The organism is Propioniciclava soli, assembly GCF_014858005.1.
GTDB lineage: Bacteria > Actinomycetota > Actinomycetes > Propionibacteriales > Propionibacteriaceae > Propioniciclava > Propioniciclava soli.
Genome location: NZ_JACYOT010000025.1, coordinates 1 through 26,152 on the forward strand (window position 1 = coordinate 1; position 26,152 = coordinate 26,152).

Sequence of the window (26,152 nt, forward strand, 5' to 3'; positions counted from 1 at the left end):
GGTAGGTCAGCGACCGCGTCCGCGCGGGTCGTGTCCGGGGCGGGTCGGGATGCGTTCGATGGTCGGTGTGGGGGCTTGGGGCCGGTCGGTGGGGGTTTCGTGGGTCTCTTCTGCGGGGGTGAGCCGCTGCTTGACGTCGTGGAGGCGGGCGAGCTGGCTGTCGGCGGCACGGCGGGCGTTGGTGTTCCACGCGCGCACGTGGTCCTTGAGGGTGCCGCGCAGGAAACCGGCGGGCAGGCCGAGCCGGTCGCCGAGGGCTTGGACACCGTCCTCCCAGCGGTCGGGGGGCTGGGCGGCGAGCACGGCCACGGCTCCGAGGGCGGCGTCGGGGGTGGGCAGGTTGCTGATCCGCTCGTTGATGAGCGCGTCGGCCAACGGTCCGGCCTGGGTGAGCGCGTGGTTGAGGGCGGCGGCTTGGCCGGTGGCCAGCAGTTCGGCGGGATCTGTGCCGGGGTTCAGGATGGCGTAGCGGGGGTCGAGGCCGTGGGGGGTGAGCATCCAGTAGTCGCGTTCGGCGGCGAGGCGTCCGGCGAGGTCGGCGTCGGTGGCGATGATCGGGGTGCGGTCGAGGTTGGCGAGTTGGGTGGCTTGCAGGTTGGTCAGGCTGGTGCCGAGGGGGGCCAGGCCGATGTAGCGGCCGTGGCTGGCGAGGGTGATGGCGTGGGCGTCCATGGGGCCTTCGGCGAGCACGGGGATGCGGGTGGGGTCTGCGGTGAGGAGGTGGGTGGCGCCGTAGAGCTGGTTGCCCTTGTGGAACAGGGGCGTGTCGGGGGTGTTGAGGTACTTGGGTGCCTGCTCGTCGGTGCTGTTGGGGTTGCGGCGTCCGACGAACCCGAGCACGCGGTGTTGGTCGTCTTGGATGGGCAGCATGACCCGGTCACGGAACCGGTCGATCAGGTTCCCGTTGCGGGCGGTGGTGGCGACGCCGGCGGTGAGCATCTCCTGGTTGGTGATGCCGTGGCCACGCAGGTGGTCGACCAGGTTGGTCCAGCCGGCTGGTGCGAGTCCGGGCCGCAGGTCGGGGTGGTCGTGGACGTCGACGCCGAACCGGTCGGTGAGGTACGCGCGCGCCCAACTGCTTGTGAACGTGTGCTGGTAGAAGCGGGCGGTGAGCTCGTTGACCAGTTCGAGCCGTTCCTGGCTGGCGGGGCTGTCGTGCCACTGGTCGGCCTGGTCGAGCAGACGGATCGTGTCCGCGGGGTCGGCGTCGAGGCGTAGGCCGGTGCGGATGAGCGCCTCCACGGTGAGGTCGTCGCCGTCCCATTCCAGCGGGGGCTCGGGCACGTGGGCGGGCTCGCTGGCGGCCAGTTCGCCCGGGGCGTGCTGTTCGTGGGGGTTGGCGACGAGGATCGGGTTGGCGGGGGTCCAGTCGTCCCACAGGTCGGCGGGTGGCGCGTCGGTCTCGAGGGCGTCGGCGGGGGTGTCGTGGCTGTCGGCGAGGCGGGTGACGTCCTCGATGAGGGTCTGGATGTCGCCCACCTGGTGTGGGCTGATGAGGGCGTCCAGGGGCCAGCCGCGCTGCAGGCCGCGGTCCACGGCGTCCACGAGCGTGACCCACCACGGGCTGGCCTGCATCGCTGCGGCGTGGGCGCCGAGTCGTGTGGTGAGTTCGGGCAGCCACTGGTCGGGGGTGCGCCGTTCGCCGGTGCGTTGGGCGTGGTCGAGTTGGCCGGCGATCCGCCACCACAGGGCGGCAGCGGGGTGGTCATCGGGCAGCGGCTGCACGCTGGCGGCTTCCAGCAGGGGCCGCACCTGGGTGCCGTGGCTGGACAGGTAGCCGAGCTGGCGGGCCAGTTGGGGCAGGTACGGGTCGGCGGTGATGGTCGCGGACAGGTCGGCCAGCAGCGGTCCCCATTCGGCCAGGGCGGGGGAGTGGTCCTCACGCAGGCGGCGGTCCAAGCCGGTCTGGTAGCGGCGGATGGTGCTCTGGAACTGCGGGTCCCCAGTGGGCCGCAGGTCGGCGGCGTCGACACCGGTGGCGGCGCGGAACACCTCGACATCGGCCACCAGAGCGATTGGCGGCGTCCAGCTGGAGGACCGCACCCACGCGGGCTGGCTCGCACCGTTGAGGGTCGCCTGCCGGACGTGGTCGGCGAGCGCGCCGACGAGGGTGCTGCGAGCACTCAGGTAGGGACCCCAGGTGGGGTGGTCGGCCAGTCGGGTCGGGATGCCGGGCAGCCACGGCAACGGTCCCCGGTCGCGGGTGCGGGTCTGGAGGCGGGCGACGAGGACGGACGCTTCGTCGCGGGCGTCGCCGAGCGGGCTGCTGGTGAGGGCGTGTTGGGTTTCTGCGAAGGGGTCGCGGCCGTCGGCGGCGATGAGGAGGAGCCGGTTGACCAGGGTGGGCCACGCGTCGCAGTCGGTGATGCCGGGCACCATCGTGTTGATGCGGCGGGTGAGGTGGCGGAGGAGGTCGGGGTCGGTGATCTGCGCGGCCGCTACGCCGATCGCGTCGGCGTAGCGGCGGGTGGCATCGGCCAGCTGGGTGGCCGGGTTGGCGGCGATCCGGGTCTGCGTGGTCGCTGAGACGGGGGTGTCGTCGCGGCCGAGGATCTTCTCCAGCATGTCGGTGGGGGTGAGCGGGCTGACCGTTTCTGGGGCGAAGGTGGTGTGTTCGTTGCCATCGGAGACCACGGCCAAGTAGGCGTGGTTGGCTTCGCGGCCGCGGGTCATCATCGTGTACAGCAGCTGGCGGGATTCGCCGCCGGACAGGACGCCGTGGGTGGTGTCGACCGAGATGCCCTGGGCGGTGTGGATGGTGGAGGCGTAGCCGAGGTTCTGTAAACGCACCTACCTCTCACACAAGTAGGAAGGTGGGGCCGAAGCATGGGCCACAACGAGCAAGCACAGGCCACGGAACAGTTGCGGGCGGTGGTGTACGTCAGGATCAGCGACGACCCGGAGGGCACCGAGCGCGGCGTGGATCGGCAGGAGGCGGACTGCCGGGCCTACGCCGCAGCTCACGGGTGGGAAGTCGCGGGAGTGTTCCGTGAGAATGACACGTCGGCGTTCAAGCAGCGCACGATCACGCTGGCCTCAGGTGAGCGGGTGCGACGAGTGATCCGCCCGCAGTTCCGCGCCATGCTCAAACACCTTGACGCTGGTGAGGCGCAGGTGATGATCGCGTATGACTTGGATCGGGCGGTGCGCGACCCCAGGGACTTGGAAGACCTCATTGATGCGAAGGTGCTCAGCGGATTCTCCGTCCGCTCCGTGACCGGCTCGCTGCGGTTGGACACGGACTCGGATGTAGCGATGGCGCGGGTGCTGGTGGCGATGGCGAACAAGTCCTCAGCAGACACCGCTCGCCGTGTGGCGAGGGCGGCGAAGCAGCAGGCCATCGAGGGTGCCTGGCACGGCGGCCGGGTGCCGTTCGGATATCGCGCCGAGAACGGTGTCCTCGTCATCGATCCGGTGACGGGACCGCTGGTGGTTGAAGCGTTCCAGCGGGTGCTGGCCGGTGACTCGCTATACAGGATTCGGAAGGACTGGAACGAGCGCGGCATCCGAACGACGCAAGAGTGTGCATGGTCGGATCGGACGTTGAAACTGATGCTCCGCAACCCTTCCAACAAGGGCGTGCGCGAGTACCGACCCGTGATGCCGGACGGAAGCCGTGCGAAGACATCGAAGATGCAGGTGAAGGCGGCGTGGCTTGCGATTGTGGACGAGGACACCTGGCAGCAAGTCTCCGACGTGCTCGACGCGAGGAAACAGGCCCGGAACTTCCATCAGCCCGGTACTGGGGCGGCGAAGCGCATGTACCCGTTCTCAGGTCTGATCCGCTGCTCGGCCTGCGGGCGGGCGATGCTCCACCGAGGCGTGGTGTATCAGTGCATCCAGCCCACGCGTGGCGGCTGCAATCGTTCGATCCGCTCGGCCGAGATTTCCAAGCTCGTGGAGGAGGCGGTGTTGGCGACGTTCGAGCAGATTACCCTCAGCCCGTCGAAGCGAGCGACGCCCGCTGCTGACATGGGGGCGCGAGTCGGACTTGCCGCGAGGCTCGACGCCGACCGGGAACGCTTGGCCCGACTAGACGATGACCATTACGACGGGTTGATCGACAAGGCCATGTGGGTGCGTCAGCGCGCGCGGATCGCCGAGCGGATCGAACACACCCGGCGCGAGTACGCCGCCGCCCTACCTGAACAGACCGGACCAGGCATCGACAGGACCACCGTCGCCAAAGAGTGGACTGGTCGCACCCCGCTGTGGCAGTACCAGGCGGCGAGCCTGATCTTGGAGGCCGTGCTCGTTCATGCGCTACCAGAGGGTACGAATGGTGCGACCCCAGCTCGTCGCCGCAACGAGAGTGTCGAGGCGTTCCATGTTCGTCGTGCCGCGTACCGTGCCGACGTTCTCGCGCACAGGGTCGAGTTCGTCTGGCGCGCCTAGCCACTGGATCTCGCAGGGCGCTGTCGGCCCCGCGTCCTGACCGATAAGCGGTTCAGGGTACGGAGCTCTCCTGTGCCCCGGTCACGGCTCCTGCCGTGGACCGAGGTGCCGCGCACAGCCCCCGTAGCTCGGCCAGCACAGCCGGATCGTTCACTTTTGAGGGCAAGCCTTGCGCGTGGCGGGAGGCGGCTGCCAGGCGGGCGCCCGGCGTCGAGCCGGTCGGTCCTGTCGGTGGCGGGGAGAAGGTCGCGGGGGTGGCGGTCGGGGTTCTCATACTGACAGGTGCGACGCCCCGCCCGCCCGCGCACCGTCAAGGCGCAGGGGCCGGCTTACTCGTGTGGCTTCGCGGCCCAGATCGCGGCCAACAGGCCGGTGTCACAGCGCAGCGAGTCCAGGGGTTCGCCACTGAGTAGACGAAGCAGAACGCCGTCGCCGGTCGCAGTACCGGCGTGCTTTGGGTCGGGGTGCCCCAGCACGATCCGCAACAACGCGGACCATGACCTCGGCGGCACACCCAGCAGCGCAGGAACCGTGTGGTCGCGGCGTAGCACCTCCACCGCGTTCGCCCGTGAGGTCAGATCGCCAAGCCGGTAGGCGACATGCTCTACGCAGTCGGCCACGATCCCGGCATCCCACCCCGTCGAGGCGAACAACTCCACTGTGTCCGACAGGGCTGTAGCGACCCGGACGCGGTCGCCGTCCTGTGACTCGTCTTCGTCGTCGGTCTCGGCAGTGACGGCGAAGGCAGGGTGGTAGTCGGCCAGGTGCTCTCGTTCAGTGAACCGGATGGCGTCGTGGAATCCAGCGATCCGGGAGGTGTGCCGGACCTTGCCAGTGGAGACCAGCATCCCAGCAGCCCGAACCTCGACGCCGCAGGTGATCTGCACGGCGCGAGTGACCACCGCCCAGGGATTACAGGCTTTCCGCGTTGAGGGGGCGAGCATGACCTCGAACGCCGCCGAGGCAACCTCCCAGGCATCCAGCCCGTGCTTACGGGCCAGCCGCTGATACCTGGCTGCCGTGTATCGCATCAGCTCCGCTGCTTCACGATCGCCCTGCCAGGCCCCAGGCCCGGTCTGGTGCAGCCGGATCAGCAGGGCACGCAGCCGTTCGGGGCTCTCGAACTTCCTACTGGCTGAGTCGGTCGGGGCCGCAGCATCGTCGCTCGGGTCGGGTGGGGTGTGTTCGGTCACGGTGACGCCTCCCGTGAAGGAGGTGCGCCACCAGCACCCAAACCAGGACGCGCGCCACAGCGCCCCTACACCCGCCGTCCATCAGTGGAAGCGCGACATGCTCGGCCGTCCTGTCGGTGCGAGACGGCTTGCCGGAAAGTCCGTCCGACGGCCCTGCCAACGCCTTGCTGCGGAGGTTTACCCCGTCCCGTGTCTCATGTGTCGCGTCGGTTGGCGATGATGATTGACGGGATCAGCAACCCGAGTGTCCAGGCGAGGACGACGGCCCAGGAGGCGATCGCGGGAGGTGCGGTGTCGGGGACACTGGCGAACCAGAGGGTGTAGGAGGCGATGTCGGGGAGGAAGTACCAGTTCTGGCCTTGCAGGAGTGGGCTGAGGATGAGCAGGTACACCAGCAGAATCGCTGCGGCCGGGATGGCTTTGCGGATGAGCAGCCCGAGAGCTGAGCTGAGGACTGCCATCAGGGTGAGGTAGCCAGCGGCGCTGGGGATGATTCGCGCGGCCACGTCGAGGTCGGCCTCGGCGATGGGGACGCCTGTGGTGAGAAGGATGGTGGTGATGCTTGTCGCGACGATGAGCAGAGCGGCGGCGAACGTGATGGGCACGAGTGCGACGGTCGCGGCCAGTCGCCAAGTGATTCGGTCGGGTATGGCGATGAGGGTGGTGCGGATCTGCCCTCCGATGTATTCGGAGGTGCTGGCGATGACGCCGAGGAGGAAGAAGCCGCACTGTGTCCAGGTGACGGCGGTGACGCCGTAGTCCAGGATGTTCACCGTTTGGTCGGGGCCGATGTTCGCGCTCGTACCGAACGCGATGGACAGCACGATGGTGAGCGCGAGCGTCCCGCCGAGCACGAGCCAGGTTGCAGGCAACGACCAGAGCTTGGATGCCTCGGCGCGCACGGCGTCGGTGAATGCTGTCGCGGGGGTGCGGAAGTCGGTGGTCGTGGTCATGCGTCTCTCCGGGTGAACACGGCTCCAGCGGCGATGAGAAGCGCGATGACCCAGGCGGCCATCACGAGCCCGCCGGTGAGCGGGGCGATCTCGACACTGGTGCTCACGGTGGTGAACATGCGCATCCCGGCCAGGTCCGGCAGATAGTTGGCAGCGGGGATGCTCTGCGCGAGTAGGTAGGTGACGGTGACTGCGGAGGAGTTCGCGACCAGGACGGCCATCGGGATGATGCCGTTGCGGGTGAGCACGGTCAGGCCGAACCCGAGCAGCGCCATCAGCACCCAGTAGACGACCGCCCCAGTTGCTCGGGCGAAGGTGTCACCGTCGAGCGCGGGAGCATCCGGGCCGAGCAGGAGGTGGACAGTTGCGAACACCAGAGCGATGGCGACGACGGCGAGGACCGCGGTGGCGATGGCGACCGCGATGACCTTGGCGAGCAGCAAGCGGACTCGGGAGGGAACGGCGGTGAGGGTGGTGGTGATCTGTCGGCTGCCCGCGGACTCCTCGCCCTCGGCGGTGTACTCGCTGCCGATCGCGGCGACGCCGAGGATGATCGCGCCGAGCACGCCGATGGCGAGTTCGGAGAAACCTGTGTCCGATCCTGGTGTGGTCGTGAGGCTGGTGATGACGGCGATCCCGGTGGGAACGATGAGGCCTGCGGCGACGGCGAGCCACACAAAAGGCAGCGTGGCGAGCTTGGACAGCTCCGCGCGCAGCGCCCTCATCGTGCACCCCGGTCGCCGGTGAGCGCGAAGAACGCGTCTTCGAGATTCTTGTGGTTCCCGGTGACCTCGGCCAGCGTGCCGTCTGCGACGATGCGCCCACCCACGATGACCACGACGTCATCGACGGTCTCGGCCAGCTCGCTCATCAGATGCGAGGACAGCAACACTGTCCGTCCAGCTTGGGCCTGCTCTCGCAGGAACAGCCGTATCCAGCGGATGCCCTCGGGGTCCAGGCCGTTTACCGGCTCGTCGAACACCAGAGCCCCAGGGTCGGCAAGCAGCGCGGCGGCGAGTCCCAGACGTCGGCCCATGCCCAGCGAGTAGGTAGACACCCGCTTGTTCCCGGCATCGGCGATCCCGACCAGCTCCAGTAACTCTTCGACACGGGCGTTGCCGATACCTGCCGAGCGAGCGACCCAGCGCAGGTGGGCCCGGCCCGTGCGCGAGCGATGCGCGCCGGACCCGTCAAGGACCGCCCCGATACTGCGCAGCGGGTCACGCAGCGACGCGAATCGTTGCCCGTCCACGAGCGCCTGCCCGGAGGTGGGACGGTCCAGACCCAGCAGAATGCGCAGTGTCGAGGACTTTCCTGCGCCGTTCGGGCCGAGGAATCCGGTGACCCGGCCGGGACGGGCATGGAAGGTGATGTCGGTGAGGATGTCGCGGGCACCGCGGCGCTTGTTCACATGTTCGAAGGTAAGCATGCACTCCATGCCAGCAGGGCACGCGAGCAGGCACACCACAGTCAGGGGTGGTCTTGTCCGCTTGTTCTCACACCACGGGGTGAGGACAGCTCCGAGCCCGCTTCCTAAGATTGAGGAGCATGGAGCACGTTGAAAAGCCGTCCTCTTCCTGGGGGTCGCGCGCATGGCTGATCGCTGCGGGCGTGTTCGTCGTGCTCCTGCTCGTGTTGCTCGCGCTGGAGCCGAGTGCCCCCTATCTGATCGCTGCGCTTTCTCTCATCCTCGCGGCGGCGGTTGGGGTGACGACATGGGCGTTGCTGCGCACCCGCGCTGCGCGTCGGTCCTACGAGGAACGTCTGACCGAGTGGGCTGCCGAGAAGGCCGTGCAGGCTGAGCGGCTGCGGATCGCCCGCGACCTGCACGACCTCGCCTCCCACGGGCTGGGACTGATGACCGTGCGTGCCGCCACCGCGAACCTCACCGACGACAAGGAGGACGGCGAGCGACGCCAGGCACTCAGCGACATCGAGCGCGTGGGACGCGAAACCACCACCGAACTGCGCGGCATGCTCGCGCTCTTGCGGACAGGCGACGACGGCACTGCTCCCTTGCGGCCGGTCGACGCGCTCACCGATCTTCCGGGCATCATCGAGAGTGCGCAGCGTGCCGGGCTCACGGTCGAATTCCAGCAAGGCGACCTCGGCACTGTTCCAGCCGGCGTGCAGCTCGCCGTCTGCTCCACCGTCCGCGAAGCCCTAGCTAACGCCCTCCAGCACGCCGGGACCACGACCGTTCGCCTCTCGATCGAGCGTGACGCGACCGGCATCGCCGTCGATGCCCGCGACGACGGCCCCATCCCCGGTTGGAGCCCCCATAGCGGCACCGGGAACGGGCTCCGCGGACTGCGCGAACGGCTCGCCGTGCACCGCGGCACCCTGACCACGGGATCGACGGGAGCGGGCTTCCGGCTCATGGCACACATCCCCGAGGAAGCCGCATGACTCCCCTCGCGCCCTCGTCACCGGGACCCGGTGTGCGCCTGCTCCTGGTCGATGACCAAGCCCTGCTCCGGCACGCCCTGCGCATCGCCATCGACCGGGAACCCGACCTCTCGGTCGTCGGTGAAGCAGGAACCGGTGCTGAGGCCATCGCTGCTGCCCGCGAACTGCGGCCGGACCTCGTGCTCATGGACATCCGCATGCCCGAGGTGGATGGGATCGAGGCCACCAGGCAGATCACGAACACCCCCGAACTCGCACACACACGCGTACTGGTCTTGAGCATGTTCGAACTCGACGACTACGTCTATGGTGCACTGCGGGCAGGTGCCAGCGGGTTCGTTCTCAAAGACGCCCGACCCGACCAGCTCATCGACGCCATCCGCCGCGTCCACCACGGCGAATCTCTCTTCGCGCCGACGATCCTCACCAGCCTCATCGAGCACTACCTCGACCACCGCACGTCAGGTAGATCACGCGGTCCCGAACAACTCACCGCGCGCGAGACCGAAGTGCTCACCCTTATCGGACGCGGACTCTCCAACGATGACATCGCGGCCGAACTGACCGTCTCCCACAACACCGTCAAGACCCACATCAGCAGCCTGCTATCCAAACTCGCCGCACGCGACCGCGCCCAACTCGTCATCGCCGCCTACGAACACCGACTCATCATCCCCAGCACGCACAGCAACCGCGCCTGAATCCTCCGACCAGATCAGCGCCAACCCGCTCAGTCACTCGCTTACACGCTTCTGTCTTCCTAACCGACAAAGTGAAATGAGTATGCACGTATGCCACCGTGGGTGGGGCGTGCGCACCTCCCTCATGAGACGACTCATGAGGGAGGCCCAGATGAAGGGTGGGGTGATCCTGTTCCGGGGCAGCGGAGCTGCCGCACGCCGGTATGTCGAGGCCGACCGCTCCCGCGCGGACGATTACTACCTCGGCGCGGACGACGCCGTAGCCGAGTACAGCGTGCTTGACGGCAGTGGTGAGGTCATGGCCACCCGTTCCCTGGCCGCCGAGGAGTATGAGGCGTGGGTGGACTGGACAGAGCCGATCACAGGCGAGTCGATGGGCACCCCGCGTGCGGCCGCTGAGGGGACGAAGGGTTCGCCGTTGTTCGCGGAGATGACGATCAACGCGCCCAAATCCTTGTCGGTAGCCGCTGCCCTCCATCCCGAGGTCTCCGAAGCCCTCGACGCCGCCCAGCACGATGCGCTCGGGGAAATTCGCCGGTGGCTTGGTCAGCACTCCGTCACCAGGGTCGGCCCGCGTGATGCTCGGGAGGTCGCGCCCATTGAGCACATGCAAGTCGTCGGCATCCGGCACAAGACCTCGCGGGCCGGTGATCCCCACCGGCATATCCATATGCAGATCGGCACTCGGGTGTGGGCGGCTGGGAAGTGGCGAGCACTCGATACAGCCGCGTTGTTCAAGCAGCAAGGCGCGATCCGCGCCCTCGGCACCGCGGTCATCGCCGCGCACCCGCACCTCGCTCAGACCCTCGCAGAGCGCGGGCTGACTCTCGACCCGGTAAGTGGCGAGGTGATGGAGTTGGAGCCGTTCAACGCGGTCATGTCGAAGCGGTCAGCGCAGATCAGACGCAACCTCGACCGGCTCGAAGCCGAATGGGAAACCGAGCACCCCGGCGAAGCGCTCGGCCCGGTCATGACCGCGAGGTTGCAGGGCATCGCTTGGACGCACCAGCGGCCTGGGAAGAAGCCCGCCGATCTGAAAGATGAGCAGTGGTGGATGCAGGAACTCGCCGACGCCGGATACGACCCCGCTGAGCGGCAACGCAGCACCGTGCAGCGCCTGGTGCTGTTGGATGATCTTGCTGTGCAGGAGGTTGCATCAAGGGCACTGGATCGTTGCGCCGCCGCGTCATCAGCATGGACACGGCACACGGTGCAGGAGCATGTCACCCGCATCATCACCGAGCACGGCGTGCACGCAGCACCGGCTGAGTTGCGGGAGTTCATCACGATAGCGACCGAGCTTGCAATATCGGATTGCTTCTCCGTGCTGCCGCCGGATGCGGCGACGCCGGAGCATGTCGCGCACCTGACCAGCCTCACCGTGGTCGCCGCCGAAACCGCGCTGCGTGACCGGCTCACCGCTGCTGTGCGGGAGCAAGGGCCGGAGCATCCGGACGTGAGCGAGGCCGCACGCGCGGCGGGGCTGGACGAAGGGCAGACGGTGGCTGCTGCTGCGGTTGCGTCGTCTGATCCGTTGGTGATCGTGGAGGGCGCTGCGGGCAGCGGGAAGACGACGATGCTGCGCACCGCCATCGACGTCGCCACCGAGCATGGGCGGGGGTCGCGGGTGGTTGCGCCGACGCTGCGTGCGGCGCAGGCCGCGCACGAAGAACTCGGCATCCCCGCTACCTCCGTTGCTGCACTGGTGCATTCGCACGGGTGGCGGTGGAACCGTGACGGCGTATGGACCCGCCTGGCCACTGGCGACACAGACCCCGACACAGGACGCACCTACGCCGGCCCGCCGCACGATGCAGTGCTGCGCCGGGGTGAGCGGGTGATCGTGGACGAGGCCGGGATGCTCGACCAAGACACCGCCCGCGCACTCCTCGTTGTGACCGCCGAGGCGGGCGCGACGGTTGCGCTCGTCGGCGACCGCGCCCAACTCCCCGCCGTCGGACGGGGCGGGGTACTCGACATGGCAGCGCAGATTCGTGGCCGTACCTACGACATGACCGAACTGCACCGGTTCGCAGACGCCGAGTACGCGGCGCTCACGCTGACCATGCGCGACCGGGAGAACCCCGGCGACGTGTTCGACCGACTCGCCGCAATGGGCCTCATCACCCTGCACACCGACGAGGAGCAGTCCCGCGACCACATCACCACCCACGCCCGCGAGAGGGAGGCGATCACGGTTGCCTCGAACGACGAGGCCGCCGCGTTGAACGACCGCATCCGCGCGGGGCGAGTCGAACGAGGCGAGGTCGATGACACGATCACGGCGACAGGCAGCGACGATCTGCCTATCGGTCGGGGTGATCTGATCCAGACGCGGAAGAACGACACCGCGCTCGGCGTGGCGAACCGGCAACAGTGGATCGTCCAACACGTCGAGAACGATGGCACCCTCTACGCGCGAGAAGCCGCCAGCAGATGCAGAAACCCGCGCACGGTCGCCCTTCCGCCTGAGTACGTGAGCGAGCACGCGCACCTGTCCTACGCGGCCACCGCCTACGGCGTCCAAGGCGCAACCGTCGATACCTCGCACACGATGCTCACCGACGCGACTAGCGCGGCTGGCGTCTACGTCGGCATGACTCGAGGCCGCGAGCACAACCGGCTGCACGTCGTCGCTGAGAGCATGGCTGATGCGCGGGTGCAGTTCGTCGCAGCGATGGAACGCGACCACGCAGACCGAGGCCTCGACCGCGCCACCGCACGAGCCGCCGAAGCGGTGCGCGGCATCGTCAAGAGCGGCCCCGTGTCGTTCGTGAACCAGGAAATTGTGTCTCTTGTGCAGCGCGCGGAGCTTGCTCAGGCGCAGGCTGAACGCTGGCAAGAGGTCGCTACGGTTCTTGCAGACCTCCGTGCCGCGGAGAGCACCAGGCGCGAGACAGCGCGTATAGCCGAGCAGGATGCGCGAGAGCGGGCCGAGCAGGTACGCGACGAGGTCTCCGCGCCTGTTTCCGCCGCAGCGAGAGATGCTCTCGCCAAATGGCAGGAGGCTGTCAGCGCCGAGCGTGTGGCAGGAGAGCAGGCGCGGACGGCATCGTGGTTCGGGAAACGGCGTGCCCGCGATGAACACGAACACGCCAGAGCACGAGCATCCACAGCGCGTCAAAGCCTGGCCAACGAGTGGGGTGAGATTCCAACGCTGAACGAAGCAGCCGACAGCTGGGTCCAGCGAGTCACCCGTTCGCGGGTCGATGACGACCCGCGCGTGTCCGATGCTGAGCAGCAACAGCAGGAAGCTCGTGACGCGCTATTGTCCAGACCTCAACGCGCACAGGAAGCACGGGTCGCGGCCTACGCGCGAGTGTTCGGCGCGGAGGCTGTGACCCGCAATCGGCAGGCGTACCCTGAGCGCGAACCCCGCGCAGCAGGCCGTGAGATCAGCAGAGGCCGCGAGGCGGGCGAAGGAAGAAGCTGAGATGCTGCGCTCGCTCACCCCGACTGAAGCCGCAGTGCGGATCGAGCAGACTCGTGCCGCGCAAGCCGCGCTCGCTGCTGAGAGGGCCGAGCGGGAGCGCGCCAGCCAGGAGTTCGGGCAGCAGCGGAGCACCCCTGGACAGGGCGGCGTCAGTCGAGGTCTATAGGCTTGATGGCATGAGTTGGTTGGTACGTCGGAAGAGTCAGGCGTACCGGCTCCGCGACGACGGCGACATCACAGCCGAGCAGATCGGGCCGCTGCACCAGGGTTCCCCGATGCTCGAATGGGGATCGATCGGCAAGACCGTCACCGCCCGGATCACCGAGCAACTCGCTCACGCAGGCACCCTCGACCTCTCAGCGCCCGTCAGCGAGTACTTGCCAGAGGCGAAGCTGTCGACGGCGGTCGATGTTCGATCCCTAGTGATGCACACCTCCGGTCTGCCGAGAGTCCCGAAGGGCATGGTCACGACCGTGGCAGAAGCGCGCGACCCGTACGCGAAGTACACGACCGCGTATTTCGACGCCAAGGTGCTACCGACTCTCGCGGAACAGCACAGCGGCACCGTGGGCACGTCCGACTACTCCAACCTGGGATACGCCGTGCTGACCCGGCTGCTCGAAGTCGTCACCGGACGTGATTGGTGGACACTCGCCACCAAGGAAGTATTCACGCCGCTCGGTATCACCGACGTGGCGATCCGCCCGGACCCCGAGCGCGTGCCGGTGCTGCGCACCTGGGCGGGTGGCATCCGCCAGCAGTGGGCGGACACCGGCCCGTTCATCGGCGCGGGCGGAGTGCATGGCACCTTCGACGCGCTCGAACAGTACGCCATCGCTATAGCCGCACAGTCACCCGGCGTGAAGCCGTTCGGGTGGATGGACGATCCCACACTGTGGTGGCACAACGGCCACAACCGCGATCACGGAGCATTCATCGGTGTCTCGCATGATGGATCACGGGTCGTGACCGTGCACACGCTCGGCTACAACTTTGGTCGAGCCGACAAAATCGCCACCAGAGTCGAACGAGACCACCCTCCACCCTGACGGTATAACGGGTAACCGTCAGCTTGCTGCTTTCGGGAGAACCTTGGCGAGCGCAAGCCGGAACGAGATCAGGCGAGCGATCATCGATCGTTGCGCCGTCTGCTTCGCAGCACCAGGGGCTGGCGACGTTCTTTGTACGTTCGCGAAATTCCGTATCGCGTTGATCGCAAGGTGTTGCGCGGTGTCAAGTGCGCTGTGCCCGTGCTGCTCGATGGGTACGAGAACCGCGTTGGCGGCGTGAGCTATGACATGTTCCGCGACCGTCCGTGGCGTGCGCACGTCCCGGTCGCCGGATAGCACGAGCATCGGCCAGTCAAAGCCCGCAAGCGCTCCACGGATGTCAACGGGGTCGGCCGCGAACGGAGGGAACCTGTCGGCGAGTCCTACGAACGATTCATCGCTGCGCAACGGCCCCAAAGTGGGTTCGTGCGGGAGGCCGTAGCCGAGTTCGGTGAATGCGCTGCGGGCGACCAGATCAAACTCCATGAGGAACGGGCGGGTCTCCATGACGTCCGTAGCGCCGAGTCGGTTCAGCCATGACCACACACGGGCACCTTTCCCTCGCTCCAGCAGGGTGAGCATCGTAGCGACGAGTTCTGGTCCGCCGGACTCGTGCAGCAACTGGATCGGGAATCCGGCATCTCCTACCGGGATCGTTCCGCGGTCAACAAGTTCACGAACGCGCGATGCGTGTTCGGTGGTCGTCTCGGTTCCGTGCCAGTAGAGGCGGTTCAGTTCCCGCGCGGTTTCGTGTTTACTCAAGGCGTCGAGCATCGGGGAGTCCAGGATCATGCCACTGACCCGGTTCGGATACAGCGCGCCGAACGTGCCCGCCAGGTAGCTGCCGTAGGACGACCCGTACACGGTGACCTGCTCGATGCCCTCGGCGTCGAGTACAGCGGTCAGATCGCCGAGCACGTCGCGGATGGTGATGTCTTCCGGGCGGAGGTCGATGCCGTCCTTGGTTTTACGCGACATGCCGACGCCGCGATGCTCGACCATGAGCACGTCGATCCCGTGCTTGGTCGCGGCGGCGCGGAACCGTTGGTAGGGCAAAACTGAGCCCAGGCCAGGACCGCCGGGGATTACCAGCACCGGAGCTGAGGCCCGGGGGCCGCTGCGTACATACGCGAGCGACAATGCCCGGTCATCCGACAGTTCACGAGTGACCGTGGCGACGCCAGGACTCTTCGCGAGAGCACTTCGACGCCGTTGCCAAGCGTCGTGAGGCATGCTGCCGTTCGTCGTCTCAGTGTTTCGCGCGTTCGTCATTCGTGGTCTTCTTTCGGTATCGCGCGTGCGGCGCGGCGCACGATGCTGTTCGCATCGTTCAACGTCATTTCTGAACCGGGTGTGACCAGCTCTAAGCACACTCCAGCGATGAGAGCGCTCAGTTCGAGTGCTCGTGTGCGAATCTCGGAGGGGTCAAGGTGTCCTTCCTTCGCGAGGGCTTCCAACCATTCACGGATGCGTTCGCGGGATCTGACGGTCGACGTCTCCAGGAACTCGTGTGCGAACGGCGCACCCGCAGGATCGAGGCCGACCCGGTACATCCCGAACCACACGTCGAGCAAATGCGCTGATTCCTCCGATGTCGGCACGAACTGCAACATGCACCGCTCCAGCCGATCCGCCGCCGAGAGCCGGTGGTTATGAATCTCGAAGTCCTCGGTCTCGTAATCCACCAGCTTCGCGATCAGCGCCTGATGCAGCGACTTCTGGTTAGGGAAGTAGTGCCGAAGCGTCCCCATCCCGATGCCCGCAGCATCGGCCACCGCGCGCACTGACAATCGCTCCATCCCGGACTCTGCCAGCAATCCCGCAGCAGCCGACAGAATCCGCTCCCGCCGCTCCTCGTGACCCGAATACGCCATACACTGAAACTAGCACGACGTGCTACTTTCAGGTTCCGCGCATCTCCTTCGCTGGCCGATCAGCGCGCCACCCGCGAGAATTCGCGTGCCCACTGCGCTCCCTCAGCCACACTGACGGCGGCATGGATATCCTGGAACCGCGCACACGCGCACGATCACGGGTGAGTGTGTTTGGGGCACCTCGGCTACGCGATCACCGCCCACCGCGCACAGGGCGTCACCGTCGACACAGCGCACGTCCTGGTCGAGCCGACGACCACGCGGGAGAACCTCTACGTCGCGATGACTCGCGGCAAACACTCCAACCGCGCCTACGTGATCCTCGACCGCGCCGACGACCACGCCCATCCGCATCCCGGTGACAACCCCGACGCCACCGGCAGGTCGGTGCTCTACGGCGTCCTGCACCATGTGGGTGCCGAGCTGTCCGCGCACGAGACCGTCACCGCCGAACACGAGCAGTGGGGCACGATCGCCCAGCTTGCCGCGGAGTACGAGACCATCGCCGGCGCAGCCCAACACGACCGCTGGGTGACCCTCATTCGCGCCGCCGGCCTCACGTCGGAGCAGGCCGAGGCGGTCGTGGAGTCGGAGACCTTCGGTGCACTCACCGCCGAGCTGCGCAGGGCGGAGGCCAACCACCGCGACCTGGACCGCTTGTTCCCGCGCCTGGTCGCCGCGCGCGACCTCGCAGACGCTGACGACCTCGCCTCGGTCCTGCACCACCGGCTCGCCCGCGCCACCGCTCGCCCGGCCGGGTCCGGACGCACCCGCAAGAGTCCCCGGCTGATCGCGGGGCTCATCCCGCCTGCCCGGGGCGAGATGAGCGACGACATGCGCCACGCCCTCGATGAGCGACGTGAGCTGATCGAGCAGCGAGCCGATGCCGTCCTCGACACCGCTCTCGACCGGGGCGCCGCCTGGACCACACTCCTTGGGACACCGCCGCGGACGGCAGCCCAGCGGCGGGCATGGCGCCAGCAGGCCAGGACGGTCGCGGCCTACCGCGACCGATACGGCATCACCGACGACACACCCCTGGGTGCCCCGGCCGCGTCGACCGCGCAGAAGATCGACGCCGACCGCGCGCAGACCGCCCTCGACCACGCCGGCCGAATCATCAACAGCGCGGATGAGCCCACGACGCGTCGCACGCAGGAGCGGGACCCGCTCAGTCTGTAATCACATGAACCTGAAGCAGGCTTGGCCGATCCACAAGACCCGCGCCACGCAGGTCCATCCTCTGAGCGACCGTCTCCATCACAGGCCCGTCACGGCGCCGTCGATCGAGACGGGTGCTGGGTCCGGTCCATTCGTATAGAGCTGCGGCGGGGTCCAGGTGGCCCGCAGGCGTCGCGTGCCCTGGTGGGAGGGGCCGAGCGCGAACGAGTCGATTCTGGATGCGGCCTGGTCGGTGACCAGCCGTTCAGTGAACAGCAGTCGCGCCACCGACCGCAGGACGCTGTCGTCCAGGCCCAGCCCGCGCAGTGGTGCCAGGGGATCGATCGGCCGCACCATCCACCCCATCTGCTGGCCGAGCAGCGAGGTGCCGAACAGCCCATCGGAAAGCGCCTGCTGGACCACCTCGTCGGCCGATATCCCGTTGATGGACGCGCGCATGGTCGAGCCCCGCTGCTCCTGGATGACCAACGTCAACCGCTCCTCATGACCGATCGTCGAGACGGTCCTGGTGGACAGCTCCGCGATCTGCACGGGCAGCGCGATATGAGGGGAGGCGAACGGGACACCGCCGGCCCGGCTGTCCCGCAGACGCACCAGCTCGGCATGGACCGCGTCGCCGCGCACCGACGCGGTGAGCGAGATCGTCTTCCCGTCGTTGGTGATCTCGCGCGCACGAAACAGCGTCCGGCCCACCCGCACCCAGGGGGCCAGCTCCTCCGCAGCCAGCTCCTCCAGACGTCGCCGCACCCGCCGACCGAGGTCGTCCGGGTCACTCCATGGGCTCGTCGTGTACAGGTTGCGGGCACCCTGGATCAGATCGCGCTGCGCACCGTCCATCTCCCCGCCGGTCTCGCCGTGCACGAACAGGCACAGCCGCAGGCCGTTGCGCTCGGCCTCCAAGAACTCCGCATGCGTGGCCGAGTACCCGTCGGGCATCCGCACGCCGTAACGCGAACCCCACATGCCCACGTAGACCTCGGAGCTGCGCACCCCGGAGAGGTAGGCCTGCTCGGCCGAGATGTCCTGCGCTCCGAGATCCTCGAACATCACCGCCGTCGCCCCGACCGACTCGATCGCTGCCCGCACCGCGGCCCGCTCGTCGGGCATGTCGGTGATCAGGCTGGACACGAACACCCGCCGCCCGCGCGCCCACGCCCGCACATCCTCCCCGGCGCCAGCCAGGGAGGCCGAGCGCTGGTCGATCAGCAACGACGCATCATCCATGCCTCAAGTCCACCACGGACACGCCCAGACGCGGAGCGCACACGCGAGCCGCACACCCCAGCGAGCGCGGGCGCCAGGCACCTTCGCCTCTTCCCGATGTCTGCGCGGCGTCGTACACTGACTCCTGAGGCGGCCTCTTATGCGGCGCTGTCGCTCCTTGCGACGGTATGACCCTCCCGGGAACGGACGGTCCTTTCAGGTTCTTGTTGCCGAACCCTTGAAGAGGTCTGTCCATGCTCCGACTCATCTGGGCTCTCAGCGTCCACACCCGCTACTTCCTGCGCCGCTACATGCCCACCAACATCCTGCTCGACACCATCCGCACCCGCCGCGGACTGCGCTGGGGCCTGCCGGCGATGCTCCTGGCCATCCCGTACTTGTACGCCGCGAACCTCTGCGTGCAACTCATCGCCGGCGGCGGTCCCGGCTGGCTGCACCTACTCGTGCTGCTGTTCATCTACAACGCGATGAAGTTCGCCATCATGGGACCGGTCAGCCTCGTCCTCCTGCTCCGCGCCCGCCTCCGCGAGCACGCCACACGCCGCCGCGAGCAATGTGCCGACCACCGGCCCATGGTCGCCGCGTAGGAGGGGGAGGTGCGTGATGGGCGCGTACGTGAAGAAGACCGCCCGGCGCCGCTACGACGAACGACAGTTCGCCGTCCGCGCGGTGCACCGTGCCCCGCCCGACCTGCACAAGCTCAGCGAAGCCCTGATCCGCCTCACGCTGCAAGAGGTCGGCCAGTCACGGGGACACCGCGGCGACCAGGAGGCTCTCGATGCCGATCGGGCTTCCTCGTTCCCTAACGCGAGGAGCAGGCCTTCCCTCGCGGGCAGCACGGGCGGCACCGCCACTCCGCGCGGACCGACGTCACTGACGGCCGTCGCTGATAGCCTGACGTTAGACCCCGCAAGAGGAGCGTGCGAGAAGATGGCGGAAGAACACGAAGTTCTCACGACGGAGGAGGCTGCCGCGCTGCTGCGCGTGAGCACCAAGACCGTGCTCGCGCTCGCCCGCGAAGGCTCCCTGCCCGGCGAGAAAGTCGGACGGGCCTGGCGCTTCCTCCGCAGCGACGTTCTCGCAGTGGTCCGAGGCAGCAAGGACACCGCGAAGAGTGTGGGGGACTGAGTGACAGCACGCGATACCGTCCGCACGTCCCTTGCCAATCGAGACGCTCTCGCTGAACGGGGGACGTCATGATCGACATGTCTACGTGGGAGGAGTTGGTCGTCGACGTTGTCAACGACGTCCGACTCGACCCGCGCAACGTCCGACTCGACATCCCCGAAGGCGTTCCGGAATCCGACATCGTCCAGGACTTGTTCACCAACGAGAAGGCACTGAGCCTCGTCGAAGGTATCGCCAAGGTCGGCCTGCTGACACACGAAGTTCCCATCGTCCTGGAGCGTGACGGTCAACTGATCGTGGTCGAGGGAAATCGACGTGTCGCCGCGCTGAAGGCCATCCAGAACCCGTACCTCGCGCCCGATCACCAAGCGCGCATCGGAAAGCTCGCGCAGTCCGTGCCCGATCGTGCCGCGATCCGCCGTATCACCGTCAAGAAAGCGCCTTCGCAGGACGATGCCGACCAACTCGTCGCAGCACTTCACACCGGCAATCAACGCGTGGCGTGGGGTCCCGCCAGGCAGGCCGCGTTCTTCCAGGCGCAGCTCGACGCCGGCAAATCGCCGGAGGAGCTGATCGCCCAGTATCCAACGATCGACGTCCGCAAGTTCATCACGCGGAGCAAGATTCTCGAACTGTTCCGCAACGTCACCTACGACGACCCGTCATTGGGCGACTACGCACGCAAACGCCGCTTCCCGGTGTCGACCCTCGCGCGCCTCTACGAGAACGAGAGGTTCCTCGACCTCGTCGGAATCCACATCCAGAACGGCACAGGAGAGGTCACCCTCGTCTCAAGCGCCGGCCTGTTCAAGCGAGTCGCGACAAAGATCGTGAGCGACATCCGCGACGGCGTGATCAACACGCGTACCCTCAACAAGACCTCAAGCGACCGATACGTCGAGTACATGGACGACCTTCGCGACCTGCTCGACGAGCATAAGGACGACGAGCCAGCCAACGGCGAGCCGGACAGCACACACTCCGACGCGTCGAACCCCGCGGCGAACGGCAGTCAGCCCTCGGGCTCCGACGGTCAGGAGCAGAGATCGCAGGCTCGTGACGGCGCAGATGGCGACTCTCCCGAATCAAATGACGCTGGACGGGACAAGCCGAAGCCGCTTCCGCGTAAGAGGAACTACCTCAACACCGACAACCTGACCGTCCCGACGTCGTTCCCCGCTTCGATACACGAGATCGTGAAGGAGCTGTCGGCGCTCAACATCCAGCGCTTCCCAAACGCGACACTTGACTTGCTCCGGACCTTCCTGGAAAAGACGATCAAGGCCCACGCCGAGGTGCTCGGCGAGGAGATCAAGAAGAGCTCGAACGAGCAAGGCTTCGTGTACCTCTCGAACTGCCTCGTCTGGCTCGAACAGCACTTCAAGTCCACCGGACAGACCGCATTCATCCAGCCCGTTCAGAAGATCCGAGGTGGACGCTACGGCTTCGTGGGCTCCAAAGCACACCTCGATGCCACCAACCACAACCATCACATTTTTGCTACACCCGACGACGTTCGTGAATGCTGGGCGACCATCGAAGGAGTCATGAAGGCGGTCCTCAAACCATGACCCAAACAGCGACATCTGCACGTAAACGAGTGACAATCTCACCGCTGCGTTACCCCGGTGGCAAAGGCCTGCTCTACTCACGCCTGCGGACCATCATCCGAGAGAACAACCTCACCTCAAGCGTGTACGTCGAACCCTACGCAGGGGGTGCGGGCGCGGCTCTTGCCCTGCTCGTCTCCGGTCAGGTCGAGCGGATCGCGATCAACGACCTTGATCCTGCCGTGTTCGCGTTCTGGAACGCAGTCGTCACTCAGCCCGACGAGTTCACCGCGCTAGTCAATAGCGTCGAACTCTCCGTCGATGAGTGGGAACGACAGCGCGAGATCTATCTGACCTCCGCCCGCGACAACCACCTCCCGCTCGGGTTCGCAACGTTCTATCTCAATCGAACCAACCGCTCAGGCGTCCTCAACGGAGGACCCATCGGCGGGAAGGACCAGACGGGCAACTACAAGATCGACGCTCGCTTCAACCGCGAGGGTCTGGCCGAGCGCATTCGTCTGATCGCGCTGCACGCAGACCGCATAGCCGTGACCAACGAGGATGGTCTGCGTGTCATCGAGCGGTACTCGGACCGCGACGACGCCTTCATCTACGCCGATCCGCCCTACTTCGAGAAGGCAGGATCGCTCTATCTCAACGCCTTCCAAGACTCCGACCACCGCGCTCTCGCTGACTGCCTCAAAGGTGTGCAGCGGGCAAAGTGGATTCTCACCTACGACAACGTGCCGCAGGTCGCAGAACTCTACGCAGATCTGCGCAGGAGACTCTTCGCACTGAACTATTCGGCTCACCGTGTGATGAAAGCCAGCGAAATCATGGTGTTCTCGACGGAACTGTCTATTCCCGAGGAGATCGAGTCTGCCCATGCCGGCCTCGTGCAGCTGGCAGACGCCGCTACAGAAGGAGCACGCTGATGGCGCGGCTGGACAAAGCATCACCCGACACGCTCTCTCTCGACCTCGCGAACCCGCGCATCCCCGACGCGAAGTTCACTGACGAGGAAGAGGCAATCGCCTACCTCTACGCACAGGCCGACCTGGGCGAGCTGATCCAGTCCATCGGCAACTCAGGGTGGCTCGACTTCGAGCCTCTCATCGTCGAGGAATCAACACGGACCGTCGTCGAGGGCAACCGGCGCCTCGCGGCCTTGCGCATCATCGCGAGCCCCCGCCTCCAGCAGCAGTTCAAAGTGACGCTGCCGCAGCCACTACACGCGAACGCCATACCGACCGAGATCCAGGTCAACTACGTCGGTAGCCGCAAAGAAGCACGCGACTTCATCGGTTTCAAGCACGTCAACGGCGCCTTCAAATGGGACTCCTACGCGAAGGCGCGATTCGCGCATTCATGGCTCCAAGACGGAGACGACATCGACGAAGTCAGCCGCAGGCTGGGCGACGGACACAACACCGTCAGCAGACTCGTCAACGGCGTCGTCGTGCTAGAGCAAGCGGAGAACACCAAGCTCTTCGACCGCGAACTCCGTTCTAAGAAATCGTTCTACTTCTCCCACCTCTACACCGCGCTCTCGACAGCCAACGTCCGCCAGTTCCTAGGACTACCTGAGAGCGACAACTCGGTGCTTCCGTCCCAGCCAGTGCCAGCATCGCACCGAGCGCATCTACGTGACCTCCTGTCGTGGCTCTATGGTCAAGAAGACGAGCCATCGCTGATCAGGAGCCAGAACCCAGATCTCGGACGACTCATCAACGTGTTGGGCAGCGAGCGGGCAATCCGAGTGCTCGAATCCAACCGTGACCTGGACCGCGCCTTCGATGTCGTCGAAGACAAGGCAAAGGCGTTCGAGAAGGCGTTCTACCAGCTCGCCAGCTCCGCCGAAGACGTCTCCCGCATCATCGCTCGCTACGACCCGAAGTCCGATCTGGTCGACGACGCGGAAGCAACCCTTCGCGTGGTGACCATCGTGGTCAATGCGATGAAAGAGGCACACCTCGGAGGCCGCTCTTCCGATGAGAGTTAATGCGCCTCTGGACCGCTCGACGAGGAGCGTCGCGGCCGACTGGGTGGAACTGCATGCCCTGCTGGATGCGTCCGTCGCGAATGAACAGAGCCTGATCCGAAGCCAGACCGTTCAACGGGAACCCGACCATGGCAGCCTCCTGACTGACATCGACGCTGAGCTGGTCGACGAGGAGATTCTGGAGCCCGAGAACGACGAGCTTTCCGAGCGTGTCTACGAGGAGCTTGCCTACCGCGAGCGAGTGCTCGGCGCTCGGTATCCGTTCGAGCTTGTGTCGGAGTACGGCAAGTGGGCCCTCCGGCGTCGCGCAGCGGAGAGTGACGCCGAGGTCGCAGCACACGACTGCTACATCTGCTGCCTCCTGATCTCTGCGATCCACTCCGAGCTTCTGCCGACGAAGAGCGACCACGAGGTGTTCAAGTCAAGCGCGAGAGCGCTACAGGTCGAGTCATATCTGACGGCAGCCGAGGTGCTGGGCGGCCGCGCGTACTGGTTCGGTTCCCCACGGCCCGATGGCTCGGGAATGCTCAAAGCGATCCAGGACCTCGCGTCCTCAATGGGCACCGCAGTGGCGCCGGAAGAGCGGCCCTTGGGTCTCTCTGCCAATGCCGCCGACGGCACCGTGGACATCGTCGCGTGGCGTGCATTCCTCGATGGACAGGCAGCCTCGATCGTCGCGTACGGGCAAGTGGCTTCCGGCCGGAACTGGACCGCTAAGCCCATCAAGTCCTTCATTGATGGCCATTTTCTTCCCTGGTTCGACAAGGCGCCGTCGCACAAGCACATCGAGATGCTCTTCGTACCGTTCCCACAGCACCATGAGCAGTCCGAGGAGAAGAAGCTGGACTTTCGTACCGTCGCTTCGGAGAAAGCCCGACTTCGTGAGAACGACTACGGCGTCGTGATCGACCGACTTCGGCTGACCGAGCTGATGGCACTCTCGAAGGTCAGCGGAAGGTACGACAAGCAGGAGTACGAGCTGCACGAAGACTACGTTCGCACCTGGGCGGCAGGAGCACTGTACTACGCTGAGGGGACGGACGCGGCAGCCTGACCGGCGGGTCCTCGTGTCACGTCATGGTTAGTGACAGGACTCTCAAGCAAGGAGTGGCGGCATGTCATCGACGGAGTACTCCTTTCCGGTTGCAGTGTCGCAACTGGGCGAGCAAGACTCGCGTGAGTCTCAGAACGCCCGCGCCGTCCAGTGGCTTCTGGAACAGCGTGGCGGTTCCATCGTTGTCGTAACGCCGCAGAAGCAGTTCGACAGCGACATCCTCCGGCGCGTTGCTGCTCGTCCAGGAGTCACACACATCACCTGGCGCGGCTTGTTCACGGGCTCGCTCGCGAATCACCGTGTGCTCTATGCCTGGCCGGACCGGAAGCACCTCAACGATCTTTGGGGCGCAGACGCAGATGCGCTTGTCGTCATCGAGTGGGGGAGGGCCGAGACTGCGACGTGGATCGAGGACGCGAACCCAGTGCGACTTCTGCCCGGTCAGACTGTGCAGCCCAGACCTCAGCCGGCACCCGTGGAAGCGGCCGAGCCGTTGCCGAACGGCGTCGGGGAGATCCTGGAGCACATCGCCGCTTGGGCAGCTGGATACGACTCGGGTCTGAAGTGGAACGAAGAAGACAAGCTCAAGGCGGACATGATGAACTGCCCGGAACGATGGGCCCCCATCACCGTTGAGCAAGTTCGAGCCAAGTGCCGTGAGCTGAAGATGCGGCCCAACGACATCGAGACGATCACGGGCTTCCTGGAACGCAGGAAGCAAGGACGCCGCTTCAACGTGAGAAGCACCTATCGCGACTTCAGATTCGCGCAGTAGACGCGACTCGACCGTCATCACCGACGCAAAGACAGACTCTCATGGCAGATCAAGACGCTCACTTCCGCGTGATGGATGAGGCACTGAAACATCCAGATGGCCGAGCCAAGGGCGGAGAGCCCTGCGTGATTTGTGGCAAGTCGGTGCCGGCGAGCGCCCACTGGGTGCAACGAGACCGACATGTGTGCTCCGGACGGTGCAACAACCTCCTGCGTCGCCGCTACGGTCGCGGAAGCGCGAGCATCAACGCCGAACGAGTGGCGGCGGCAGTCGAAGCCACCGGGCCGCGACCGAACCCACGAACCAGCGGCCCTCGTGTCTTCCGCACCCTGCCGGATGCGCGCCCGCCCGAACTGCCTATCGAGTGGGAGGGGTACGGGCCGCATCCAGGTGATGTGGTCGAGCGCCACGGCATCTTGACCCAGTACCTCGTCCAGGACATGCCCGATGGCTACTTCACCTCGCGCATCGTCGTAGCCGTTGCCGAGAGCGGTGACATGTTCGTAGCAGGGGCGACTGATGATGGCTACTACTCGTCCCTGGTGATCGGACCGCACGGTCCAGGAGGCGAACGCCTTGAGGGTCGGCTATTCAGCCACACCTTCGGCATAAACGGCGTCCTGTGTCAATGGCGCCGCGAGCGGATCACGGATCTACAGCCCGACGGCGTGGACTACTTCTTCTGGGAGTGCTACGCCGCCGTCCCTGTTGACGCGCCGGCCTACCCCGAGCCGATGCACTCGTCGCGCTACCGAGCGGAGATGGATCGTCGTCGCCGAGTCAGCAGCAATGCGGCAAAGCACGAGCGCCGGGCCCGTTCAGAAGCCACCATCGAGCGGTTTGATCCAGTGGAGGTGTATGAACGAGACGCTTGGACTTGCGGCATCTGTGGAGGGAGGGTCGATCCACAAGTGCTACACCCCGATGCCATGAGCGCGAGCTTGGACCACGTCGTTCCCCTGTCGAAGGGTGGGGACCACACTCGCGGCAACTCGGTCCTCGCCCACCTGATCTGCAACATCCGAAAGGCAGCGAGTTGAGAGTGCGCCGACCTCGGCGTGACGCGGACAACCGAAGTGGACCAATCAAGTGACCAACAGCCTGCAAACGCTGCAAAACGAAATGCCCAGAGCAAGCGGCTGATACGGAAAACACCAGGTCAGGGGCGGTAGAGCCGTCGATTCCGGCACCTGGGGGTCAAGGGGTCGCAGGTTCAAATCCTGTCAG

General features: G+C 66.2%; 22 protein-coding genes. 14 read left to right on the forward strand and 8 right to left on the reverse strand.

Annotated elements, in window-relative coordinates; all coding sequences use genetic code 11:
- Window positions 1-6: 6 nt before the first annotated feature.
- Window positions 7-2,790 (reverse strand): toprim domain-containing protein, encoded by a 2,784-nt coding sequence (locus IFY26_RS18305; RefSeq protein WP_232550170.1) that lies wholly within the window; start codon window positions 2,788-2,790, stop codon window positions 7-9.
- A 36-nt stretch (window positions 2,791-2,826) separates the two neighbouring features.
- Between IFY26_RS18305 and IFY26_RS16855 the strand changes: the two genes are divergently transcribed.
- Window positions 2,827-4,395, forward strand: coding sequence for a recombinase family protein (locus tag IFY26_RS16855; protein ID WP_232550171.1), 1,569 nt, complete (start codon window positions 2,827-2,829; stop codon window positions 4,393-4,395).
- A 329-nt stretch (window positions 4,396-4,724) separates the two neighbouring features.
- Here IFY26_RS16855 and IFY26_RS16860 read toward each other — a convergent pair whose 3' ends face one another.
- The 4 genes from IFY26_RS16860 to IFY26_RS16875 form a co-directional block, all read right to left on the reverse strand.
- The gene (locus tag IFY26_RS16860; RefSeq protein WP_232550172.1) at window positions 4,725-5,588 is read right to left on the reverse strand and encodes a hypothetical protein; all 864 of its coding nucleotides are present in this window, start codon (window positions 5,586-5,588) and stop codon (window positions 4,725-4,727) included.
- Between the two features lie 194 nt (window positions 5,589-5,782).
- A complete protein-coding gene (locus IFY26_RS16865; protein ID WP_232550173.1) occupies window positions 5,783-6,541 on the reverse strand; it encodes a hypothetical protein in 759 nt (252 codons plus the stop codon).
- Window positions 6,538-7,266 (reverse strand): ABC transporter permease, encoded by a 729-nt coding sequence (locus IFY26_RS16870; RefSeq protein WP_232550174.1) that lies wholly within the window; start codon window positions 7,264-7,266, stop codon window positions 6,538-6,540. The genes IFY26_RS16865 and IFY26_RS16870 overlap by 4 nt, the downstream gene beginning before the upstream one ends.
- Complete coding sequence (locus IFY26_RS16875) at window positions 7,263-7,970, reverse strand: ABC transporter ATP-binding protein (protein ID WP_232550175.1); 708 nt, start codon at window positions 7,968-7,970, stop codon at window positions 7,263-7,265. The genes IFY26_RS16870 and IFY26_RS16875 overlap by 4 nt, the downstream gene beginning before the upstream one ends.
- Before the next feature lie 119 nt (window positions 7,971-8,089).
- Here IFY26_RS16875 and IFY26_RS16880 point away from each other — a divergent pair, with 119 nt between their 5' ends.
- From IFY26_RS16880 to IFY26_RS16895, 4 genes are all read left to right on the forward strand, one after another.
- Window positions 8,090-8,950, forward strand: a complete 861-nt coding sequence (locus IFY26_RS16880; protein WP_232550176.1) for a sensor histidine kinase — start codon at window positions 8,090-8,092, stop codon at window positions 8,948-8,950.
- The gene (locus tag IFY26_RS16885) at window positions 8,947-9,651 is read left to right on the forward strand and encodes a response regulator (RefSeq protein WP_232550177.1); all 705 of its coding nucleotides are present in this window, start codon (window positions 8,947-8,949) and stop codon (window positions 9,649-9,651) included. The genes IFY26_RS16880 and IFY26_RS16885 overlap by 4 nt, the downstream gene beginning before the upstream one ends.
- Window positions 9,652-9,787: 136 nt before the next feature.
- Window positions 9,788-13,084, forward strand: a complete 3,297-nt coding sequence (gene mobF, locus IFY26_RS16890; RefSeq protein ID WP_232550178.1) for a MobF family relaxase — start codon at window positions 9,788-9,790, stop codon at window positions 13,082-13,084.
- 176 nt (window positions 13,085-13,260) lie between these two features.
- Window positions 13,261-14,133, forward strand: a complete 873-nt coding sequence (locus IFY26_RS16895) for a serine hydrolase domain-containing protein (RefSeq protein WP_232550179.1) — start codon at window positions 13,261-13,263, stop codon at window positions 14,131-14,133.
- A gap of 18 nt (window positions 14,134-14,151) precedes the next feature.
- On the opposite strand, the gene IFY26_RS16900 is transcribed toward IFY26_RS16895, so the two are convergent.
- Both IFY26_RS16900 and IFY26_RS16905 read right to left on the reverse strand, forming a co-directional pair.
- Window positions 14,152-15,405 carry an alpha/beta fold hydrolase gene (locus IFY26_RS16900; RefSeq protein WP_232550180.1) on the reverse strand — a complete coding sequence of 418 codons (1,254 nt, stop codon included), beginning with the start codon at window positions 15,403-15,405 and terminating at the stop codon, window positions 14,152-14,154.
- A complete protein-coding gene (locus IFY26_RS16905; protein WP_232550181.1) occupies window positions 15,402-16,007 on the reverse strand; it encodes a TetR/AcrR family transcriptional regulator in 606 nt (201 codons plus the stop codon). The genes IFY26_RS16900 and IFY26_RS16905 overlap by 4 nt, the downstream gene beginning before the upstream one ends.
- A 165-nt stretch (window positions 16,008-16,172) precedes the next feature.
- Between IFY26_RS16905 and IFY26_RS16910 the strand changes: the two genes are divergently transcribed.
- Complete coding sequence (locus IFY26_RS16910; RefSeq protein WP_232550182.1) at window positions 16,173-17,189, forward strand: C-terminal helicase domain-containing protein; 1,017 nt, start codon at window positions 16,173-16,175, stop codon at window positions 17,187-17,189.
- 78 nt (window positions 17,190-17,267) lie between these two features.
- On the opposite strand, the gene IFY26_RS16915 is transcribed toward IFY26_RS16910, so the two are convergent.
- A complete protein-coding gene (locus tag IFY26_RS16915) occupies window positions 17,268-18,413 on the reverse strand; it encodes a DUF4062 domain-containing protein (RefSeq protein ID WP_232550183.1) in 1,146 nt (381 codons plus the stop codon).
- Between the two features lie 233 nt (window positions 18,414-18,646).
- Here IFY26_RS16915 and IFY26_RS16920 point away from each other — a divergent pair, with 233 nt between their 5' ends.
- The 8 genes from IFY26_RS16920 to IFY26_RS16955 all read left to right on the forward strand — a co-directional run bounded on the left by IFY26_RS16920 (window position 18,647) and on the right by IFY26_RS16955 (window position 25,965).
- Complete coding sequence (locus IFY26_RS16920; protein WP_232550184.1) at window positions 18,647-19,000, forward strand: sulfate permease; 354 nt, start codon at window positions 18,647-18,649, stop codon at window positions 18,998-19,000.
- Between the two features lie 16 nt (window positions 19,001-19,016).
- Window positions 19,017-19,541: a helix-turn-helix domain-containing protein gene (locus IFY26_RS16925; RefSeq protein ID WP_232550185.1), complete on the forward strand. Its 525-nt coding sequence runs from the start codon at window positions 19,017-19,019 to the stop codon at window positions 19,539-19,541.
- Window positions 19,542-19,609: 68 nt separating this feature from the next.
- Window positions 19,610-21,112, forward strand: a complete 1,503-nt coding sequence (locus IFY26_RS16930) for a hypothetical protein (protein WP_232550186.1) — start codon at window positions 19,610-19,612, stop codon at window positions 21,110-21,112.
- Window positions 21,109-22,029 (forward strand): DNA adenine methylase, encoded by a 921-nt coding sequence (locus IFY26_RS16935; protein ID WP_232550187.1) that lies wholly within the window; start codon window positions 21,109-21,111, stop codon window positions 22,027-22,029. The genes IFY26_RS16930 and IFY26_RS16935 overlap by 4 nt, the downstream gene beginning before the upstream one ends.
- Window positions 22,029-23,096: a hypothetical protein gene (locus IFY26_RS16940; RefSeq protein WP_232550188.1), complete on the forward strand. Its 1,068-nt coding sequence runs from the start codon at window positions 22,029-22,031 to the stop codon at window positions 23,094-23,096. Before IFY26_RS16935 ends, IFY26_RS16940 begins: the two co-directional genes overlap by 1 nt.
- Window positions 23,086-24,150 (forward strand): hypothetical protein, encoded by a 1,065-nt coding sequence (locus IFY26_RS16945; RefSeq protein ID WP_232550189.1) that lies wholly within the window; start codon window positions 23,086-23,088, stop codon window positions 24,148-24,150. The genes IFY26_RS16940 and IFY26_RS16945 overlap by 11 nt, the downstream gene beginning before the upstream one ends.
- Before the next feature lie 61 nt (window positions 24,151-24,211).
- Window positions 24,212-24,925 carry a hypothetical protein gene (locus IFY26_RS16950; protein ID WP_232550190.1) on the forward strand — a complete coding sequence of 238 codons (714 nt, stop codon included), beginning with the start codon at window positions 24,212-24,214 and terminating at the stop codon, window positions 24,923-24,925.
- A gap of 41 nt (window positions 24,926-24,966) precedes the next feature.
- Window positions 24,967-25,965, forward strand: a complete 999-nt coding sequence (locus IFY26_RS16955; RefSeq protein ID WP_232550191.1) for an HNH endonuclease — start codon at window positions 24,967-24,969, stop codon at window positions 25,963-25,965.
- The last annotated feature ends 187 nt before the right edge of the window (window positions 25,966-26,152 follow it).

What these genes read in the sequence shown, in the direction of transcription:
- IFY26_RS16855 (WP_232550171.1), top strand. Translation starts at nt 2,827, where the DNA reads ATGGGCCACAACGAGCAAGCACAGGCCACGGAACAGTTGCGGGCGGTG.
- IFY26_RS16865 (WP_232550173.1), bottom strand. Translation starts at nt 6,541, where the DNA reads ATGACCACGACCACCGACTTCCGCACCCCCGCGACAGCATTCACCGAC.
- IFY26_RS16870 (WP_232550174.1), bottom strand. Translation starts at nt 7,266, where the DNA reads ATGAGGGCGCTGCGCGCGGAGCTGTCCAAGCTCGCCACGCTGCCTTTT.
- IFY26_RS16875 (WP_232550175.1), bottom strand. Translation starts at nt 7,970, where the DNA reads ATGCTTACCTTCGAACATGTGAACAAGCGCCGCGGTGCCCGCGACATC.
- IFY26_RS16880 (WP_232550176.1), top strand. Translation starts at nt 8,090, where the DNA reads ATGGAGCACGTTGAAAAGCCGTCCTCTTCCTGGGGGTCGCGCGCATGG.
- IFY26_RS16885 (WP_232550177.1), top strand. Translation starts at nt 8,947, where the DNA reads ATGACTCCCCTCGCGCCCTCGTCACCGGGACCCGGTGTGCGCCTGCTC.
- mobF (WP_232550178.1), top strand. Translation starts at nt 9,788, where the DNA reads ATGAGGGAGGCCCAGATGAAGGGTGGGGTGATCCTGTTCCGGGGCAGC.
- IFY26_RS16895 (WP_232550179.1), top strand. Translation starts at nt 13,261, where the DNA reads ATGAGTTGGTTGGTACGTCGGAAGAGTCAGGCGTACCGGCTCCGCGAC.
- IFY26_RS16900 (WP_232550180.1), bottom strand. Translation starts at nt 15,405, where the DNA reads ATGACGAACGCGCGAAACACTGAGACGACGAACGGCAGCATGCCTCAC.
- IFY26_RS16905 (WP_232550181.1), bottom strand. Translation starts at nt 16,007, where the DNA reads ATGGCGTATTCGGGTCACGAGGAGCGGCGGGAGCGGATTCTGTCGGCT.
- IFY26_RS16915 (WP_232550183.1), bottom strand. Translation starts at nt 18,413, where the DNA reads ATGGATGATGCGTCGTTGCTGATCGACCAGCGCTCGGCCTCCCTGGCT.
- IFY26_RS16920 (WP_232550184.1), top strand. Translation starts at nt 18,647, where the DNA reads ATGCTCCGACTCATCTGGGCTCTCAGCGTCCACACCCGCTACTTCCTG.
- IFY26_RS16925 (WP_232550185.1), top strand. Translation starts at nt 19,017, where the DNA reads ATGGGCGCGTACGTGAAGAAGACCGCCCGGCGCCGCTACGACGAACGA.
- IFY26_RS16930 (WP_232550186.1), top strand. Translation starts at nt 19,610, where the DNA reads ATGATCGACATGTCTACGTGGGAGGAGTTGGTCGTCGACGTTGTCAAC.
- IFY26_RS16935 (WP_232550187.1), top strand. Translation starts at nt 21,109, where the DNA reads ATGACCCAAACAGCGACATCTGCACGTAAACGAGTGACAATCTCACCG.
- IFY26_RS16940 (WP_232550188.1), top strand. Translation starts at nt 22,029, where the DNA reads ATGGCGCGGCTGGACAAAGCATCACCCGACACGCTCTCTCTCGACCTC.
- IFY26_RS16945 (WP_232550189.1), top strand. Translation starts at nt 23,086, where the DNA reads ATGAGAGTTAATGCGCCTCTGGACCGCTCGACGAGGAGCGTCGCGGCC.
- IFY26_RS16950 (WP_232550190.1), top strand. Translation starts at nt 24,212, where the DNA reads ATGTCATCGACGGAGTACTCCTTTCCGGTTGCAGTGTCGCAACTGGGC.
- IFY26_RS16955 (WP_232550191.1), top strand. Translation starts at nt 24,967, where the DNA reads ATGGCAGATCAAGACGCTCACTTCCGCGTGATGGATGAGGCACTGAAA.